Raw genomic sequence first — 16747 nt, forward strand, 5'->3', positions numbered from 1 at the left:
GGCCTCAGTCCTCTCCGAGGGCCAGGACCGCGCCGGTCAGCGCGGCGGTGAGCAGGATCGGGGTCCGGCCCAGGCCGACGGCGGCGCCGGCGTACCCGTGCGCGGCGACCTCATCGGCGCCCGCGACGTGGCCGAGGATGCGGAAGCGGCCGAGGCGCAGGGAGATGTGCCCCAGGCGGTGGCGAAGCGCTCGGCGGACTGCAGTGTCGTGCAGGCGCGCGTGCGCCTCTTCGTGGGCCAGCGCGGTCGCGCGCAACGAGCCGGGCGGAAACCACGCCTGCCAACCGAGGAACACGACCAGTTCCTCGCCGAGGGCGAGCGCGTCGACGTAAAGCTCCACAGTGGACACTGGCCGGGACCGGTAGCGGGCCATCAGCCGACGGTCCAGCCCGCCGTCGCGCTCGATCACCCTCGGTGGGTCGTCGAGCCCGGCGCCGGAGCGGGCGAGTTCGGCACCGAACCCGGTGGACACCTCCGCCCAGCGGGCCAGCATTGCCGAGTCGCGTGCCTCGTGGGTGGGAGTGCCGGCCAGCAGCCGGGCGGCGAGTTCGGCGTCGGTGAGCGCTGCCAGCCGCTCGCACTCCGCGGCCAGCGAATCCCGGCGTGCGGCGGACAGATCGGCCAAGCGCGAGCGGCGGAACGCGGTTCGCGGACCAGCCATGAGACACCTTCTCTCAACCTCAGCCCTCATCAACCGCACCCCAGGGGACCGTGACGCAAACCAGCCATAAGAAACCCCGAAACGCGAGATTCGGGCCGAACGCAACCACCACTGCAAATCGCGGAGAGGCGGAACTGTGCGGTCATGAGCGTACCTCCAGCACCGCCACCACCGGCTCGTCAGCCGTGCGCGAGCGCAGCTCGCTGCGGGCCAGGGCCAGCAGCGGCCCCGCCTCGAGCACGCCGGAAAGATCGGCGATCCGCGAGCCGAGCAGCAGACGCAGCGACGGCGCTCGGACACCGCCATCCCCGTAGGTCGTGGTCTCGCGGATCAGCTCCGCCAGCAGCTCCGGCGCCTGCCCCACGGTAGTCGTGGCAACACGGGCGTTGGCGGCGTGCAGGCGCACGACGCCGTCGGCGTCGAGGACGCGCACTGGGTGGTGCGGTTTGCGGAAGCGGCGACGTTGCAAGGTTCCGTAGACAGTGTGGGCGTCGGTGGCGGCAAGCACCTCGACCTTCTGCGGATCAGTCTTGAGGCTGGCCGCGGCGACGGAGAGGAGTTCGCTGTCGTCGGCGCGGCGGGCGCGGTCCTGAGTGCGCAGTTCGGTGGCGCCGGTGGCGATGGCCCGCACGGTGCTGGTCTGCGGGTCGACGGTCACTTCCACTTCGACCGCGCCGGGTGCGGCCCCCTGCGCGACGACGGCCGCTTCGGCTTCGTTGCGCACGCCGAGGATGTGTTCCTGGGTGGCGCCGGGGATGATCCGTTCGATCTGCTCCCGAACCAGCGCGAGAGCCACACCGACCGGGCTGATCACTTCGTTGTGCTTGGCGATCCGGCCGGTCAGCCCGGTGCTGGCAGCCAGGTGCGGGGTGACGGCGGCCGCGCCCCCTCCCCCACCGACGAGGACGGCGGTGTCGCGGTCGAGGCGGTAGTCGCGGACCACCGCGTCCACGACGGTTTGAACCTGCTTTACCCCCGCATCCAAGACCCGCATCGCGGCACCCGCCACGTCGGTGTCCAGTGCCTCGGCAAGCGGTGCCAACGCAGTGTGAGCCACCTCCGGTTCGCACGCGGCGAAGTCGCCTTCTGGGACCCGGCCCAGCGCGTTGGCCGCGCAGGTCATGGTGATGGCGAAGCGGCCGCCCGCGGCTTCGAGGACCACGTAGTCGCCCGGGTCGCCGTCCAACGGGCTGATGGCGACGAGCTTCGCGTCCCGCAAATCCTCTGGAGTCGCATAGCAGGCGTACGGCAACCCGGCGATGTGGGCGCTGCGCGGCCCGACCGCGCGCACCCCGCCACCGGCGAGCCGCACCATCGAGCCGCCGCCGACACCGACGGTGCGGACGTCCAATGCGGACAGGTACGAGGATTTGCCCAGGATGGTGGCGTGCCGGACCGCGACTTTGCCGCGGCGGATGACGCTGATGTCGGTGGAGGTGCCACCCGTTTCCAGGAACACGCCATCGCTGACCCGCTCCCGCATCAGAGCACCGGCCACTCCGGCGGCGGGGCCCGACAGCACGGTCAGCAGCGGACGCCGCCGCATCTCCTCCAGCGACATCACCCCGCCATCGCAACGCATCACCATCAGCGGAGCGGTCATACCGGACGCGGCGATGCTCGAGTCGACCAGGTCCGCGGTGGCCAGCATCTTCGGCAGGATGGCCGCGTTGACCACAGCGGTGCGGGTGCGCTTGCGCAGCCCGTACAGCGACGTGATCTCGTTCGCGGCGGTCATGGGCAGCCCGTAGGAGCCCGCGACCGCCAGCACCGCCTGTTCGCCGTCGGGCAGGTCGACGCTGAACGGCTCGCTGGCGACCAGCACTTCGGCTCCGGCGGCGGTGACCTGCTCGACGGCGGCGCGGACCCCCGAGGGATCGTCGGGATCCCGGACGTGCGCGTAGTGCAACGGCAGCCGTTTACCCGGGGTGAGTTCGAGGTTTCCGAGGGCGGCGAGGCGCTTGGTGGAGACCGCGCCCGGGCCGGTGCCGATGCCGAGCAGCCCGACCGGGGCCACATCGCCCTCGAGCAGGGCGTTAGTCGCCTGAGTGGTGCCGTGCGCGAGAAAAGCGACGTCCTGGGGGACGCAGCCGACGTCTTCGAGCAGCCGATTCAGCGCCGCCACGATGCCGTGCGCGACGCCGTCGGGATGGTGGTGGGTGGTGGGGACCTTGACCTGGGCGACGAGCGCCAGCGTGGCCGAGTCGACCGCCACGGCGTCGGTGAAGGTTCCACCCACATCGATGCCGACGCGAATGCGGTGCCGGGTCATAGGGACACCTCCTTGTGTCGTACGCAGGTCGAGCGAATGACGCGGGTGGGGTGCTTCCGGGCGGAAAGAACTGTCCCGACCGGTCTTTTCAGTAGCCGCGGACGTCGGGCCAGTGACGCTGGACACCTGCCCTGTCGAGCACGCGGGCGAACTCCTCGAACCTCTTCTCCTCCTCCTGCACCTGGTGCGGCCGCACGCCCTCGTCCAGGCAATGCGCGGCGAGCGCGCCCGCGACCTCGCCGACGTTCCACTCCACGGGGTGCAGGCGGTAGCAGCCGTTGGTGATGTGGGTGGTGCCGATGTTCTTGCCAGCAGGCAACAAATTGCGGATGCGGCGCGGCAGCAACGCACCCAGCGGAATCTCGAACGGCACCGACCCGATGTCGATGTAGTTGTCGCCGCCGGTGGACGGGTGCAGGTCGATGCGGTAGCCACCGATACCGACGGAGTCGGCGTGGCGGGTGCCGCCGTAGGGGCCGACCAGCTCGATGGCGACGTCGCGCTCGGTAACGGTGGTGACGGCCTTGATCCGGCGGGATTCGCGGATGTAGGCGGCCTTGGCCAGACCGTCTGCGGTGCCGGTGACGTCGGGCCGGAGCTTCAGGCCGGGGAAACCCGTTCCCCCGTCTGGACGCGGCGCCTCGGTCTGCAACCAGTACAGGACGGAAAGGGACAACTGCCGGGCGTCGGCGAGCGCCTGCCGGGCGGTCTCCTCGCCGGCCCCGAGCAGCGGCTTGAGCCAGTAGTCGTTGAGCGGCCAGTTGACCAGGGTGATGTCGGAGTCGAAGGCCCCGGGCCGGTGCAAGTTGCGGGCGAGGATACGCCGGAATGCCCAGAGCTCCTTGTCGCCCGCGTCCGCGCTCTGGTCGGCGTCGACGTCGAGCGGATCATCGTCCGGGTTCGGCTGGAACGTGCGCGGCACGGCTTCGAGGGTGCGCGGGTCCGGGGCGAGGAAGCCGATCAGCGGACCGGGCCAGAAGTCCGGCCGGTAGGAGCGCCAGAATTCGTAGTTGGCGGGCCGGTCGATCGTGTGGTCCTCGCCGTCATAATGCGAGAGCGCGAAGCAGATGGTGATGCCCTGCTGGTTGAGGGGATCGGCGATCTCGGGGGCGTGCGGCTCGTCGTGTTCGCTGCGCGCCTCGGCGCCGATCGCGTGCTCGACACCGGCCAGCTCCAGCAGATCGCCGGTCTCGGTGGCGTCGATGATGTACGGTGCCGCGATGGTCTGGCGGGTGCCGTCACGGACGTCCTCGACGGTGACTGCCCGGACCACATCGCCTTCGGTCTCGGCGGCGACGGGCCGGTGCTCGGTGAGCACGGTCAGCCGCCCGGCGGCGCGGTGCGGCGCGAGCATCGCCTCGATCACGGCGAGCGCGACACGCGGCTCGTGGCAGAGCTTGCTGACCCGCCCGGCGCCGGGGTTGAGGCGCACCAGGTCTCTGGCCTGCGCCCGCAGCGGGTACCACTGGCGGTAGTGGGCGCGGATGCCCTCGCGCAGCGCCCGGTAGGAGGCGGTGACGCCGAACTGCTCGACCCACGGGTGTTCGTCGGGCGGCACGGCCTGGGCGGTGAGCTGGCCACCGACCCAGTCGGTCTCCTCCGTCAGAACGGCAGTCCGCCCTGCCCGGCAGGCGGCCAGGGCGGCAGCCACACCGCCGAGTCCGCCGCCCACGATCAGGACTTCGGTCTCCGCAGGGGTAGCGATGGGAGTGGGCATGTAGTGCTGCCTCCTCGGGCACGTGTGATGTGTCGGATGTGGTTGCGGCTCAAGGCCGCACGGTCGCCCGGCCGGCCGTGCGACCCGGGCGGAAGGCGCAGGCCACCCGGGGCTCGGCGGCCTCCTCGCCGGCCAGCAGCGCGGTGGCCATCCGAACCGCGGCCGATCCGAGCTCGGCGCGGGGAACGTCGAAGCCGGTGGGCTGCGGTCGTCCGGCGAGGTCGGCCGGAGGAGAACCGAGCAGTGCCAGGGAGACCTCGCCCGGCACGTCGAGCCCGGCGCCCTCGACGGCCGCGAGCAATTGCCGCCACGCGGCGCCCGTGTCGGTCTCCTCGGCGACGAACGCGGTGACTCCCTCGGCAATCCGGGCTCGCGCCCAGGTCGGCGTGATGTCGGCACCGGGCCGGGCGGTGCGCACGACCGCGCCGGCCGAACCGCCCAGCTCGGCGAGCGCCATGCGGAATCCGCGCTCGCGATCGGCGGAGGCTGGAGCGTCATCGGCCTCGCGGACCAGCACGATCCGCCGGTGCCCGAGACCGGCCAGGTGGCGCACGACCTCGGCGCTGGCGCTGACGTAGTCGACACCCACCCAAGCCAGGCCCTCGAGCTCGTCACGGCGTCCGATGTGCACGGCCGGGTAGTCGTCCTCCACCAAGCGGCGCAGTTCGCCTTCCGGGATGTGCCGACCGAGAAACAGGCAACCGTCGGCCATCCGCACCCGTTGCAGCACGCCGGGCGCGACGGCTTGCGCGGCTCCCGAGCTGGAGCCGGTGAACAGCACCAGGTCGTAGCCGCGGGCTACTGCCTCCCGCTCGACGCCGACCAAGATCGGGTAGTACGAGTGCTCGACGTCGACCGGGAAGGTCGCGGTGAAGCTGAAGACGCCGAGCAGGTTGTTACGAGCCCTGGCCATCCGCCGGGCTGCCGGGTCGGGCACGTAACCGAGTTCGCGGGCGGCGGCGAGCACCCGCGCCCGGGTGTCCTTGTGCAGCGCGATGCCCTGCTTGTTGCCGCCGAGCACCAACGACACCGTCGTCTGCGACACCCCGGCCAGTCGGGCGACCTCCGCTTGCCTCGGCCTTCCCCTGCGCCCTGGTGTGGATGCCTTTTCCGCCATGGTTGCTCCTGAGTAATACGCATTAGCCGTTGACTGCGTCGAACGATCTGGCTGTGAATGCGGATTAGCGAGCACATTGCGCCAAGTTTCCGGCACCGTCAAGAGCTGTCGACGGCTAATATCCAGCTAATTTCGGGAATTCCGGTGGGCGGCGGTCCGACGCGGTCAGGTGGTCGCGGGCTAAGCAGCTGGAGCTGGACGTGCGCGGACCCGCGGACGCGGGACATCCTCAACCGCCGCAAGCGATCGGCGTTGGGGCTGATCAGGTTGCAAGGCACGGCCTTGAGTTCCACCACAGTCACACCCCGGCGTGTTCTGTGCACTGCGGATTCAGCGTGCGGACGCGTGGCCGATACGGATGGCATAGGTATACGAGGGCACTGACCGTTGCCCATAGGGGCGAGCTATTCGGAATCTCGAGTTGGTGCAGCAAGGTTCGTGGCATTGGGACTACGGTGATTCGTCCCCGATTCGATGAGGTGCCTGCCGATGCGTCCCCCGCTTCCGCTGCCCCTCGGCGACGGTGAGTCCCGTGTGCCCGGGATCCTGCTGGTGCGCACCGACAGCGACGACGACGTCTGGGAAGACGTGCTCTGGCGCATGGGCGAGCTACCTGGTGCACCACGGTGGCGAAGGGGCCAGGTCGGCGATGCCGCTGCGGGGTTACCCACGGACCGGGTCGGATCAGCTTGCCGCGATGAGCCGGATGAGTTGTTGCCGGGCGGTCGGGGTCGCCCGGCAACAACCGACCTATCCGCGTGTCATGCCGCCGGCAGGGGCGGAACGCCCGGCTCTCCGGCGGGCACGCAGTCGACGGGATACGCCGGAACGCCCGGCTCACCGGCGGGGATGCCGGCAGTGGGCAGCGTCGGTGCCGGCACGCCGTCCGGCGTGCAGTCGACAGGCGGAACGCCTGGGTCTCCGGCGGGCACGCAGTCGACGGGATACGCCGGAACACCCGGCTCACCGGCGGGGACACCAGAGGTGGACAGGGTCGGCACGGTCGGCGCCGGCACGCCGTCCGGCGTGCAGGTGATGGGCAGGGTCGGCGCGGGGCGCTCAGTAGCGCCTCCGGCGAGAGCGGCTGCGGACGTGGTGACGAGACCGGCAACGGCCAGGCCGGCCAGCGTGAGCGACTGCGCGATTCGAATAGCCTTCATCTGAAAATCTCCGAATGTGTTGCGGTTTATTCCGAATGTCCATCGGAACGAGCACCAGCGTGTCCGATCTGGTGTCAGTGGAGCGTCAGGAAGCGCCTTATCTTTTCTTTAGAGCGGAAAGTGCAGACCGTGTTGCCCGTATGTACTTTTCGCTCGCCGAGGGCGCGCGCGGTGGGATATAGAAGCGCTATGCGCGTACTGGTGGCCGAGGACGAGAAAATGATGGCAGACGCGGTGGGTGAGGGTTTGCGGGATAGCGGGCTCGCCGTGGACGTCGTCTATGACGGTGCCGCCGCGCTTGATCGATGCGTCAGCACCGACTATGACGTAGTTGTACTCGACCGCGGACTACCGCTGGTGCACGGCGACGAAGTGTGCCGATCGCTCATCGTGGAGCGTCGCGAGACCCGGATCCTGCTGCTCACCGCCGCGTCCGAGGTCGCCGACCGAGTCGCCGGACTCGAACTGGGTGCGGATGACTATCTGCCCAAACCGTTCGCCTTCACCGAACTCGTCGCCAGGGTGCGCTCGCTGGGACGGCGAAGCAGGCCGGCTGTACCGCCGATACTGCAACGCGCAGGCATCGCCTTGGACCCGGCAAGGCACCGGGTCACGCGTCACGATCACCCGGTTTCCTTGACCAAAAAGGAATTCGCCGTCCTCGAAGAGTTGCTACGTGCGGATGGTGCGGTCGTTTCGGCCGAGAAACTGTTGGAAACGGCATGGGACGAGAACATCGATCCCTTTACCAACGTCGTGCGCGTAACCATGGCAACACTGCGGCGCAAGCTGGGCGACCCGTCACCTGTCGAGACCGTTTCCGGTGTTGGGTACCGGATCCCGTGAAACGCTGGCCGCTGCGGGTCAAGCTGACCCTCGCGTACGTGATGCTGACAGCGGTCACGGGCGCGATACTGCTCGGCCTGATCCTGCTGATGACACAGCCGGCAATCCCGGTGGGTACCGCGAGCGAACCCCCGGTTCCTGCCTCGTCGCCATCGGATGTCGCCCCTGAGCTTCCGGTGACGCCGGCTGACCCAGGAGACCCGGAACTCGTCGACCCAGGACACCCGGAACTCGTCGACGTTGCAGGCACCGTGACCTATTCGTCCGTACTCGAAAGCGGTGTCGTCGCCCTGGTGGTCGTCATGGCGTTGGCCGCTGTCCTCGGGTGGTTGACGGCCCGGCGTGCGCTGCGCCCGATCCGGTCCATCACGAGCGCAGCTCAGCGGGCCGCCGATCAGGAGTTGAGCACCCGCATCCGGCTGTCCGGGCCCAACGACGAGATCAAGGAACTCGCCGATGCCTTCGACCACATGCTGGCGCGGCTGGAACGCTCGTTCGCCAGCCAGCGCAGATTCCTCGCGAACGCCGCTCACGAGCTGAAAACCCCCGTAGCGGCACAGCGAGCGGTCACCGAGGTGGCGATGACCCGACCTGACGCCGCAACCGGGACCAAGGAATTGGGCCGCAAACTCCTCGCCAGCCTGGACCATCAACAGCGCGTACTCACCGGCCTGTTCGCGTTGGCCCAGAACGCTGAAACCGTCGAGAGGAAAGACACCGTCAACCTGGCCGACCTCACCGACGACATCCTGCACGAGCGAATCGCCCGTAACGACGAACAGATCAAGCCCACCTCGGAACTCGACGTGGCCAAGGTCCGTGGTGACGCCGCCCTGCTCGAGCAACTGATCCGCAACCTCATCGACAACGCTTTCGTCCACAATGAACCCTGCGGCTGGGTATCAGTACGCACCATCGGCACGAAGACCGAATCCGGCCTAGAAATCGCGAACGGCGGCAACCACATCGACACCACCAAGGCCGGCCAGTTGTTCGAACCGTTCAGGCGGTTGTGCTTCAACAGGGCAGACCCACCCCCGGGCAGCGGCCTCGGCCTCTCGGTAGTGCGAGCGATCGCCGAAGCACATGGCGGTTCCGTCACTGCTCGGCCACGTGACGAGGGCGGGCTCGTGGTCCGGGTTTGCTTGCCGGCTGCATGACACATCTGCGCGATGGACCGGACCCAGTTGATCACGAACGCAGCCCTTGATTGAACATTCTTCTCACCACAGAAAGAAGATCGATCCAAGGGCTGCGATGGGTAGTGTGCACGATGGCGATCGTGAGGGTGCGTTCCGAGCAACTGTCGCCGCGGACCGTTCAATACCCATTAGGTAACGGGGGAATCTGGTCCGTGGTAGAAGTCCCGGAATACACCGTCGGGGTCGACGGAGTCGCTGAAGTCTTCCCAGCCCATGTTGTCGATCGAGAGTTGGATTTCGACGTCTACCAGGGCATTCGGGGTGGCGCGAAAGAACCGTGGTTGTTCGCGTGCGACCTCCATGACGAGCACGGGGTGCTCTGGGGAGGCGAGTGTGACCGCGTCGGCAACCAAGACCCGCACCTGAGGGGTGTGTGGCAGCAGTGTGGCGAGTTCTTCGCCTGTCCAGCCTTCGAACTCGGGCCGGTCGACCAGTGTGACGTCGAGGACGACGTCGCCACCGTGGTACTCGCGGGGCGTGGTGATGTCGCGCCAGGCGGTCTCCCAGGCTTGGTCGTCAGAGAAGTCTGTGCGCACGATCGGGGTGGAAGCGGCGTTGAGCAGTATCTCGAGGGCGGCGGGCGGAACCGCGCGTGGGAGGCGGGTGCCCGAAGGCGACACCAACTCCGCCTCAGCAGGAAGCGGGTGGAACTCCTCCAGTCGGCGCATGCACCTGTCGGGCAACTTTCCGGGCAACGGCGCGGTCGGCACATCCGTCGACTCCCGCACTATGCGGGTGCCCCGGTAGGCGATGGGGGTGTGGCCTGCGCCTTGGCGGTAGCCGACGAAACCGCTGCCGTCGGCGAAGAACCGGACGGCTTCGAGTTGCAGGTCCGGGGAGCCGTTGTTGTCGGTGATGTCGAGGCGGTAGTGGTCATAGGATCCTGGCTCGGGGATCCGGTACGTCCTGGACTGGTGCCGGTCGGCGAACGACTGGCCGGTGCGGGTGTCGAGGGTCCGCCACAGGTTCCCGTCGGTTGAGCCGAACAGTGTCCATGCCGCCGGGTCACGATCAGGGGCGTCATCGGCGGAGGTGAGAACGTACCGATCAACCGCGACCGGCTGGGGCAGCTGGAATTCAAGGGACGCACGGTTGTTTGGTGCGAACCATTTGCTGGTCGATCCTTCTGCGAGGTTCGCGGCGACCTCACCCGCGTCGGGGTGCTCGGCACTGGTCCACACGACGGCCACCAGGTCGGTGACATCCGCTTTACCGGAAGGACTTTCCGAACGCAAGGCGACCGAATAGGCGTTTCCTAACCGGTCACGCCAGGCCACCCACCGCAGGGGCGCCTCGCCATCGTCGTCGATCAGCAACCGTAGCCGTCCCGCCGGATGCCCACCACCAGCGTCCTCGACCTCCGTGTCGAACTCGTACCCACGAGCACCGTCAGCGCCCTCCGAGTAGTCTCGCTGGCCGTCGAGTTCGCCCCGCATCTCCACCACATCACCGTCGGCGGTGCGGCGATGGCCGTAACACCACGCCATATCCGGAGAGAAGCCGACTGCGGACTGCGCACCGTCCTCCGTACCCCAGGACAGCTGCTCCAGCACCGCGATCCCCCCGCCGGCCACGTGCACCAGCAGCCGTGATCGCGGCAGCCACTCCGCGCGGTCCCACGCGCGCTGCCGCATACGAAAGGTGAACACAGACGCGTCATCCGACACCGGCCGCACAAAGCCTCCTCGCCAACCACAGCACCAAAGACGGATGCTGGCGACACACGACGAGACGACGGTAGCCGCCTCGCCACTCCCGGCTCGCCGCATCCAAGGACAACTGCCTCGACATACCTCAGCGGACGCCCAAAGGGGCAGCGATGTGGCGCCCCCGCTATGCGCGGCCGGAAAAAACCAGAGTTCAGCCGCTGACCGTGCCGGTGGGATCGGTGGTGTTGGCTGTGGTTGTTGGCGATTCGGTTCGGGTGGTCGCCCGGAGGAGAAGGCCAGTCAGGCAGCCGCCCGCGGCGCTTGGGATCGGTTCGATCGGCTCGGCTACGGGTGCAGCCTCGCGGCCCTGGTGGTCGACGGTCGCCGCCGACCGCCCCGGACGAACCCTGTACGTCGCTGCGGCATCGAGCCCTCCCCGGAAACGACGGTCCCGCCCCCGCGTCCGGGGACTCTGCGGGAAAGTATGTCGATCACAACCTGGTGTAGGCCTCGATGTCCTGCTCGAACTCGGTGATGGCTTCGGCAGTCAGCGTCGGCCGGGTGTCGGAGATCGCCCGCAGGTAGTCCTTCGTCGTAGCCAGCCCGCCGTCGTCGTGCAGCACGTCGCGCTCGAAGGCCGCCTGGGCGCCTTGGCGCGCGGCGAACTCGATGTCGGCCGGGGTGAACAGATCGGAGCGCTCCACCAGCAGGTCCAGGTCCACGTTGTCGCGCGCCGGGCCGAGGTAGCGCGACCAGATCGCCCGCCTGGCGGGCGGGTCCGGCGGGCCTACCGGGATGATGTAGTCGAACCGGCCCGGCCGCAGGAACGCCGAGTCCAGGGAGCTCACCGAGTTCGTGGCGCAGACCAGCAGGCGGTGGTCGTGTTCGCGGAAGCCGGGGATCAGCTTGAGCAGTTCGTTGGTCACCCCGTGCGCAGGGCCGGCCGCGGGCGTCGAGCGGATCCCGGCGATCTCCTCGACCTCATCGATGAACAGCACCAGGTCGTCCAGTTCCTCCAGCTCGGCGAACACCGCCCGCAGCGAGGCCGCCAACCCGTCCGGGGACGACGCGGCCAGGCGCGACGGGAACAGCTCCACGAACGGCCAGTTCAGGCGGGAGGCGACCGCCTTGGCGAAGCTGGTCTTGCCGGTTCCCGGCGGCCCGAACAGCACGATCGCCTTCGGAGGCAGCACGCCGTGGCGTTCGGCCTGCGCGGAATGCGAGATCGGCAACACGACCCGTCGTTCGATGACGTCCTTTTCACGCTGCATGCCCGCCAGCGCGTCCCACTGCCCAGGCGGCAGCAGCCTGCCGCCGAGCTCCTCGAGCACGTCGAAGTCGGCCGGGTCGAGGTCCTCGACCTTCTCGAAGTAGGTCAGGTCGGTGCGCGGCCGGTAGCCGGAGTTGACCATCGCCCGAAACCCCGCGGCCCCCTCGGGGACCAGGCTCGCGATGCGGTGCACCCCCTGCCCGCGCAGCTTCTTCTCCAGCTCGGTCAGCAGCGCGCTGCCGATGCCGCGGTTGCGCCACCGGGCGTCGAGGGCGAACAGCGCCAACCAGGCCCGCTCGCCCTCCACCTTCGCCGCTGCCATGCCCACGACGTCCTGCTCCACCACTGCGACCATCGCCGGATGACCGGCCCGCGCGATCGAGACCACCTCGGCAGCGGAGAACACCGGCTCTCCACCCTCCCTGCTCTGGTCCCAGATGTGGATCGCCTGGTCCAGATCGTCGTCGTGAAAATCGCGCACCCGCCACGATGGCATGGCACACCTCCCGGATTTCGCTTCGCACAGCAGGAAAAATCGCCTGCGAGCTGGGGTATTGCGGGGAAACTAACCGCCGCACCTAGGGCCCGCAATGAGCCAGCCCACACTCGGATCGTTCTCGGAATCGATGCCGAAAGCGTCCACACCGGAATCCTGCGATCTTCGGGACCAGCGGCGCGGGCGTGCGCTGCCTCACCGCACCCCACCAGACTCCGGCCCCGTAGGCGAGATCGTCGAGCCTGCGCAAGGCGACGAAGGTGACCGGGTCCACTCGCGAACCCCTCCGGCTGCGCTCCACCAGTGCGTCCACAGTAGACCCCAGGATCAGCAATCGCCGTGCCCGCCGACTGCTGATCGCCAACGCGAGCGCGAGAGGCCAGTGATGTCGGACACCGGCACGCAGCAGCTGGACCGCGGTGGAGAACAACCCCGCCAGGGTCAGCAGGCCTGCCGCTCGCACTGGGGTGTCGGCGTCGGGCATCCGCCGGGCCAGGCGCACTCCGGCCACGGTGGACAGCCCCAGGGCAGCGGCGACGGCGGCAGGCCTGCGGGTCAGCAGCAGTCCGACGGCCAGCAGGGACCAGCCCGTCACGTGCATCGGTGGCACCTGGCCCGGATGCCTCCGAGCCAGCAACGCCGCACCCGAGCCGTAGAAGGCGCGCCGAGCAACCCACCGCACCAGGCCGGTTCGGTGGTCGTGGGCCACTTGCGCGGCGGGCACGTACCGGAGCCGCCACCCCGCGCGGTGCAGGCGCATGCACAGGTCGACGTCCTCGGCGACCCGGAGTTCTTCGGCGAAACCACCGGGAGCTGCCGAACGCCGCAGGACGATTGCCGCACTCGGCACGTACGCCACTTTGGACATCGGAATCACAGGAGCTTCAGCGGCTCCCAGGTCCAGGGGAGAGCAGGTCCGTTCGAATGCGCCGATGCGGGTCTCCCGCTCTTCCGGTAGGGCAACGATCCTCGGCGCGACGAGGCCGACGCAGGGATCGTCGAACTGCGCGAGCAGCGGCGGTAGCCAACCAGACAACGGGACGGTGTCGGAGTCGCAGAAGGTTACGAATTCCTGCGCCGTCGCGCGCAGGCCCGCGTTGCGAGCCGCCGCCGGTCCACGGCTGGTCTCGTGCCGGACGACCTCGGCGTCGTGCTCGCTCGCCACCGCCCGGACCGCCTCGCCATCGCGGGACCCATCGTCGACGACCACCACCGGCACATCGGCGGTCGCCGGGTCGGTCCGCACCGCGCGCAACACCCTGGCCAGCATGTCCACCCGATCTCGCACGGGGATCACGATGGCGACCGATCGCGGTTGTGTGCGCGCGGGGCGGGGATGGACCACACCCGCGTCGAGCAGTACGCGGGCGAGGCGGGCCGAGGTGGTGTCCCGGACGGTGAACGCCCCGCCCCCGAGCAGGTCCGCCGCGCGGCGGTTCAGCCGCAGCAGGCGGGCGGGGCTTCCCCCGAACACCAGCGTCCCGTCTCGCGAGATCCTGGTCGCCTTGTCCAACTCGACGGCGAAGCCCGTTGGCAGCGCGGTGCTCATCCCATGAACCCCCCGTCGGCGTGCAGAACGGTTCCGTTGATCGCGCTCGCCTCCGGCGAACATGCCCACGCCACCGCCGCCGCAACCTCCTCCGGTTCCAGCAACCGGTTGACGAGTTGATGCCTAGCAAGATCGTCCATATTGGACAGTCCGTACAGGGCCGCGGTGGCACGAAGCATGTCCGTGCGAGTAGATCCGGGGGAAACCGCCACCGCGCCGATCCCGGTTCCCTGCAGATCGGCCGCCAGCCCTCGCACCAGTCCCAGGACCGCGTGTTTGGCCGCGCAATACGCTCCCAGGCGCCACAAGCCGGTGTGCGCCGCAGCGGAGGCGAGCGCGACGAACCGGCCACGACGCGGCTCCGGTGCGCCCAACATCGCGGGAACTGCGGCTCTGGCCAGGTTCAGCAAGCCGACCACGTCAGTGGCAAACAGCGCATTCCACTGCTGGTCGGTGGTCTCCCACAGCGGTTGGCCGCCCAGGACCACGGCTGCGGCGCCTACCGCCGCGTCCAGGCGTCCGTGCCGGTGGAGTGCTTGCTCCACGGCGGCGTCGAGGACGCCCTGCTCGCGGACGTCGCCCAGCACGGCCGTCACGGTCCCGCTCTCCAGGCTCCGGAGCTGATCGGCGGTACCCAGCGGATACGGCACGGCCGGATCGTCCTCGCAGAGATCGACCGCGAACACGTTCCACCCGTCGTCGCTGAGCCGACGCACAACGGCGGCGCCGATCCCACGTGCAGCGCCGGTGACCACGGCGGTCGGACGGCCGGTCATGACATGACCCCCGCCGGTGCCCGGACGAGGCGTCCTCGCCGCACGGTCCAGGACCGCACGGCGGCGCTGAGCCGGGTGGACATCTCGTTGAGCAGATTCTCGCCCTCGGCCGCCGACGCCCCACTGGGATCCCCCAGCACGCCGTTGGAGCTGACGGCGCGAACCGATGTCCGCACCAGTTCGCCCATGAGCTCCTCGACCGGCTCGGTGCGTCCGGCGCGAGCGCGGTCGCCCCGTACGGCGAGCGGCCGAAGCGCCATGAGCATCGACGTTTCGGTCCGCCCCGCGTGGGCGTCTCCACGTCCGACCGCGCACGGCCACCAGGCGACGTCGCGCCGCTCGCGACGCAGTTGCGCGACGGCCTCGGCCAGCGTCGCATTGTTGCCGCCGTGCCCGTTGACGATCAGCATCCGCCCGCACCACCGCGAGAGTGAGCGGCCGAGTTCGACCAGGAGCAGGTGCACTGCTTCGCACCCGATCGAGACGGTGCCGGGGAAACCCTCGTGCTCACCGCTTGCGGTGTAGGGCTGGGTCGGGGCCAGCAGGACGTCGGTGTCCGCGCCGAGTTCGCGCACCGCCTGCCACGCCACCGCGGTTGCGATGGAGCTGTCGGTGTCCACCGGGAGGTGCAACCCGTGCTGCTCGCACGAGCCGAGCGGAACGACGACGAGCGGGCGGCGGCCCTTGAGGTCCGGCCACGACTGCTCTGCGAGCAAGAGGCTCATGGCCGGCTCCCGTCGCTCTCCGACAGGTAGCCGCGCTCGCGGAGGTAGCCGAGCAGTTCGTCCACGGCCTCTGACGCGGGAAGCGGGCCCACGACGCGCGCGGAGGTGCTCGCCTGGAACGCGCCGGTGAGTTCGACGAGCCGCTCCTGCGGCCGGTTCCCGGCCGGTGGTTCGATCGCGTGCGTGCGCGGGCGGCGCGGACCTTGCGCCAGCACCCTCGGCGACGCCGTTGCGGCGCTCGACTCCTTCACCACGGCGATTTCCCCGGATCGAGACGACAGCACCGCCGGCAGCGACGCCCGTCGCAAGCGGACTCCCGCGGCTTCCACTGAAACCACGGCTGGGCAGTTCACCTGCAGCACCTCCCGCCGACCGTGGTCGAGACGGCGGTGCACCAGCAGGTCGCCCACCTCGCCGGGTTCCAGGCGCACCACGCCCAGGGCCTGAGCCGCCCCGAACTCCGCCGCCAGGAACCCCGGCACTGTCCCGGTTCCACGATCGACCGAGCGGTCACCGCACAACGTGAGGGCAGGCACGCCGTACCGCCGGCGCACGGCCGCCGCCAGGGACCTGGCCACCTGCCGCCCGTTGCCGACCAGCGCCGAGGCATCCGGAGCCGCGGCGTCGACGCGCAGCGCCTCGGCTGCTCCGGCGGCCAGTGCCGCTCGCAGCGCCGCGTCGGCTTCTGGTGGCCCGCAGGTGACCGCCACGACGCGGCCGGACCACCGGCCCGCCAGGCGCAAGGCGTGTTCCAGCGCGGCCTCGTCGGCGGCCGACACTCCGGTGTCGTGCACCCCGACCTGAACCGAGCCGGTGAGCGGGTCGACCGACGCCCGCAGCCAAGACCACTTCAGCGCGGCGACGATCACCGGACCGCCGGATCCAACCATGTCCATCAGGTCGCTCCTCGGAGCTGGTCTTCGACAGAAACTCTTCCAACGGACCAAGCCGCTTTCCGCCGCGCGAGGTTTCGCCGCCGCGAGCGGAGTTCGAAGGCATGCGCTCAGCCGTTGCGGAACACGACGCCGTCACCGCCGTCGGGATAGGTCCAGGTGATCGCGCCCGACTCATTGCAGACCATGTAGCAGGTCCCGCACTCGAAGCACTGCTCGTAGTTGAACAGGATTCCGCCGTCGCCGGTCGGCACGAACAGCTTGGCCGGGCACGAGTGCACGCACGCCTTCGTCGTGCACGATCGGCACACCTCGGAGTCGACGGTGATGTGCGCCCGCTCGGAAACCCGGAACTCCACGCCGTACATCCGCTCTTCGAACGACGTCGGCGGGTAGCGGTCGATACCCGTCATC

At 69.3% G+C, this 16747-nt stretch carries 14 protein-coding genes; 2 read left to right on the plus strand and 12 right to left on the minus strand.

What is annotated here, in order from left to right:
• Positions 1 to 4 precede the first annotated feature (4 nt).
• The 5 genes from E1288_RS37485 to E1288_RS47475 all read right to left on the minus strand — a co-directional run bounded on the left by E1288_RS37485 (position 5) and on the right by E1288_RS47475 (position 6927).
• Positions 5 to 661 (minus strand): hypothetical protein, encoded by a 657-nt coding sequence (locus E1288_RS37485; RefSeq protein ID WP_235884087.1) that lies wholly within the window; start codon positions 659 to 661, stop codon positions 5 to 7.
• Positions 662 to 803: 142 nt separating this feature from the next.
• Complete coding sequence (locus E1288_RS37490) at positions 804 to 2933, minus strand: hydantoinase/oxoprolinase family protein (RefSeq protein ID WP_132493433.1); 2130 nt, start codon at positions 2931 to 2933, stop codon at positions 804 to 806.
• 88 nt (positions 2934 to 3021) lie between these two features.
• Positions 3022 to 4650, minus strand: coding sequence for an FAD-dependent oxidoreductase (locus E1288_RS37495; RefSeq protein WP_132493434.1), 1629 nt, complete (start codon positions 4648 to 4650; stop codon positions 3022 to 3024).
• 49 nt (positions 4651 to 4699) lie between these two features.
• Positions 4700 to 5767 carry a LacI family DNA-binding transcriptional regulator gene (locus tag E1288_RS37500; protein ID WP_132493435.1) on the minus strand — a complete coding sequence of 356 codons (1068 nt, stop codon included), beginning with the start codon at positions 5765 to 5767 and terminating at the stop codon, positions 4700 to 4702.
• A gap of 761 nt (positions 5768 to 6528) precedes the next feature.
• Positions 6529 to 6927, minus strand: coding sequence for a hypothetical protein (locus E1288_RS47475; RefSeq protein WP_165968470.1), 399 nt, complete (start codon positions 6925 to 6927; stop codon positions 6529 to 6531).
• Positions 6928 to 7116: 189 nt separating this feature from the next.
• Between E1288_RS47475 and E1288_RS37510 the strand changes: the two genes are divergently transcribed.
• Positions 7117 to 7773, plus strand: coding sequence for a response regulator transcription factor (locus E1288_RS37510; protein WP_132493437.1), 657 nt, complete (start codon positions 7117 to 7119; stop codon positions 7771 to 7773).
• On the plus strand, positions 7770 to 8933 hold the full coding sequence (locus E1288_RS37515) for a sensor histidine kinase (RefSeq protein ID WP_132493438.1): 1164 nt from the start codon (positions 7770 to 7772) through the stop codon (positions 8931 to 8933). The genes E1288_RS37510 and E1288_RS37515 overlap by 4 nt, the downstream gene beginning before the upstream one ends.
• A gap of 170 nt (positions 8934 to 9103) precedes the next feature.
• Here E1288_RS37515 and E1288_RS37520 read toward each other — a convergent pair whose 3' ends face one another.
• The 7 genes from E1288_RS37520 to E1288_RS37550 all read right to left on the minus strand — a co-directional run bounded on the left by E1288_RS37520 (position 9104) and on the right by E1288_RS37550 (position 16746).
• Positions 9104 to 10642: a discoidin domain-containing protein gene (locus tag E1288_RS37520; RefSeq protein ID WP_132493439.1), complete on the minus strand. Its 1539-nt coding sequence runs from the start codon at positions 10640 to 10642 to the stop codon at positions 9104 to 9106.
• Positions 10643 to 11115: 473 nt separating this feature from the next.
• On the minus strand, positions 11116 to 12390 hold the full coding sequence (locus E1288_RS37525; protein ID WP_132493440.1) for an ATP-binding protein: 1275 nt from the start codon (positions 12388 to 12390) through the stop codon (positions 11116 to 11118).
• 82 nt (positions 12391 to 12472) lie between these two features.
• Positions 12473 to 13939 carry a mycofactocin biosynthesis glycosyltransferase MftF gene (gene mftF / locus E1288_RS37530; protein ID WP_132493441.1) on the minus strand — a complete coding sequence of 489 codons (1467 nt, stop codon included), beginning with the start codon at positions 13937 to 13939 and terminating at the stop codon, positions 12473 to 12475.
• Positions 13936 to 14715: a mycofactocin-coupled SDR family oxidoreductase gene (locus E1288_RS37535; protein WP_132493442.1), complete on the minus strand. Its 780-nt coding sequence runs from the start codon at positions 14713 to 14715 to the stop codon at positions 13936 to 13938. The genes mftF and E1288_RS37535 overlap by 4 nt, the downstream gene beginning before the upstream one ends.
• Entirely contained in the window at positions 14712 to 15440 is a 729-nt protein-coding gene (mftE, locus tag E1288_RS37540; protein WP_132493443.1) for a mycofactocin biosynthesis peptidyl-dipeptidase MftE, read from the minus strand. The genes E1288_RS37535 and mftE overlap by 4 nt, the downstream gene beginning before the upstream one ends.
• Complete coding sequence (locus E1288_RS37545; RefSeq protein ID WP_132493444.1) at positions 15437 to 16336, minus strand: mycofactocin-associated electron transfer flavoprotein beta subunit; 900 nt, start codon at positions 16334 to 16336, stop codon at positions 15437 to 15439. The genes mftE and E1288_RS37545 overlap by 4 nt, the downstream gene beginning before the upstream one ends.
• A 107-nt stretch (positions 16337 to 16443) precedes the next feature.
• Entirely contained in the window at positions 16444 to 16746 is a 303-nt protein-coding gene (locus E1288_RS37550; protein ID WP_132493445.1) for a ferredoxin family protein, read from the minus strand.
• Position 16747: the final 1 nt, after the last annotated feature.

The sequence above is a fragment of the Saccharopolyspora elongata genome, assembly GCF_004348985.1.
In the GTDB taxonomy this organism is placed as follows: Bacteria; Actinomycetota; Actinomycetes; order Mycobacteriales; family Pseudonocardiaceae; genus Saccharopolyspora; species Saccharopolyspora elongata.

Excerpts from the sequence above, each read along its gene's own strand:
- E1288_RS37490 (WP_132493433.1), bottom strand. The coding sequence starts at position 2,933 with ATGACCCGGCACCGCATTCGCGTCGGCATCGATGTGGGTGGAACCTTC.
- E1288_RS37545 (WP_132493444.1), bottom strand. The coding sequence starts at position 16,336 with ATGGACATGGTTGGATCCGGCGGTCCGGTGATCGTCGCCGCGCTGAAG.
- E1288_RS37495 (WP_132493434.1), bottom strand. The coding sequence starts at position 4,650 with ATGCCCACTCCCATCGCTACCCCTGCGGAGACCGAAGTCCTGATCGTG.
- E1288_RS37525 (WP_132493440.1), bottom strand. The coding sequence starts at position 12,390 with ATGCCATCGTGGCGGGTGCGCGATTTTCACGACGACGATCTGGACCAG.
- E1288_RS37485 (WP_235884087.1), bottom strand. The coding sequence starts at position 661 with ATGGCTGGTCCGCGAACCGCGTTCCGCCGCTCGCGCTTGGCCGATCTG.
- E1288_RS37500 (WP_132493435.1), bottom strand. The coding sequence starts at position 5,767 with ATGGCGGAAAAGGCATCCACACCAGGGCGCAGGGGAAGGCCGAGGCAA.
- mftF (WP_132493441.1), bottom strand. The coding sequence starts at position 13,939 with ATGAGCACCGCGCTGCCAACGGGCTTCGCCGTCGAGTTGGACAAGGCG.
- E1288_RS37510 (WP_132493437.1), top strand. The coding sequence starts at position 7,117 with ATGCGCGTACTGGTGGCCGAGGACGAGAAAATGATGGCAGACGCGGTG.
- E1288_RS37550 (WP_132493445.1), bottom strand. The coding sequence starts at position 16,746 with ATGACGGGTATCGACCGCTACCCGCCGACGTCGTTCGAAGAGCGGATG.
- E1288_RS37535 (WP_132493442.1), bottom strand. The coding sequence starts at position 14,715 with ATGACCGGCCGTCCGACCGCCGTGGTCACCGGCGCTGCACGTGGGATC.
- mftE (WP_132493443.1), bottom strand. The coding sequence starts at position 15,440 with ATGAGCCTCTTGCTCGCAGAGCAGTCGTGGCCGGACCTCAAGGGCCGC.
- E1288_RS47475 (WP_165968470.1), bottom strand. The coding sequence starts at position 6,927 with ATGAAGGCTATTCGAATCGCGCAGTCGCTCACGCTGGCCGGCCTGGCC.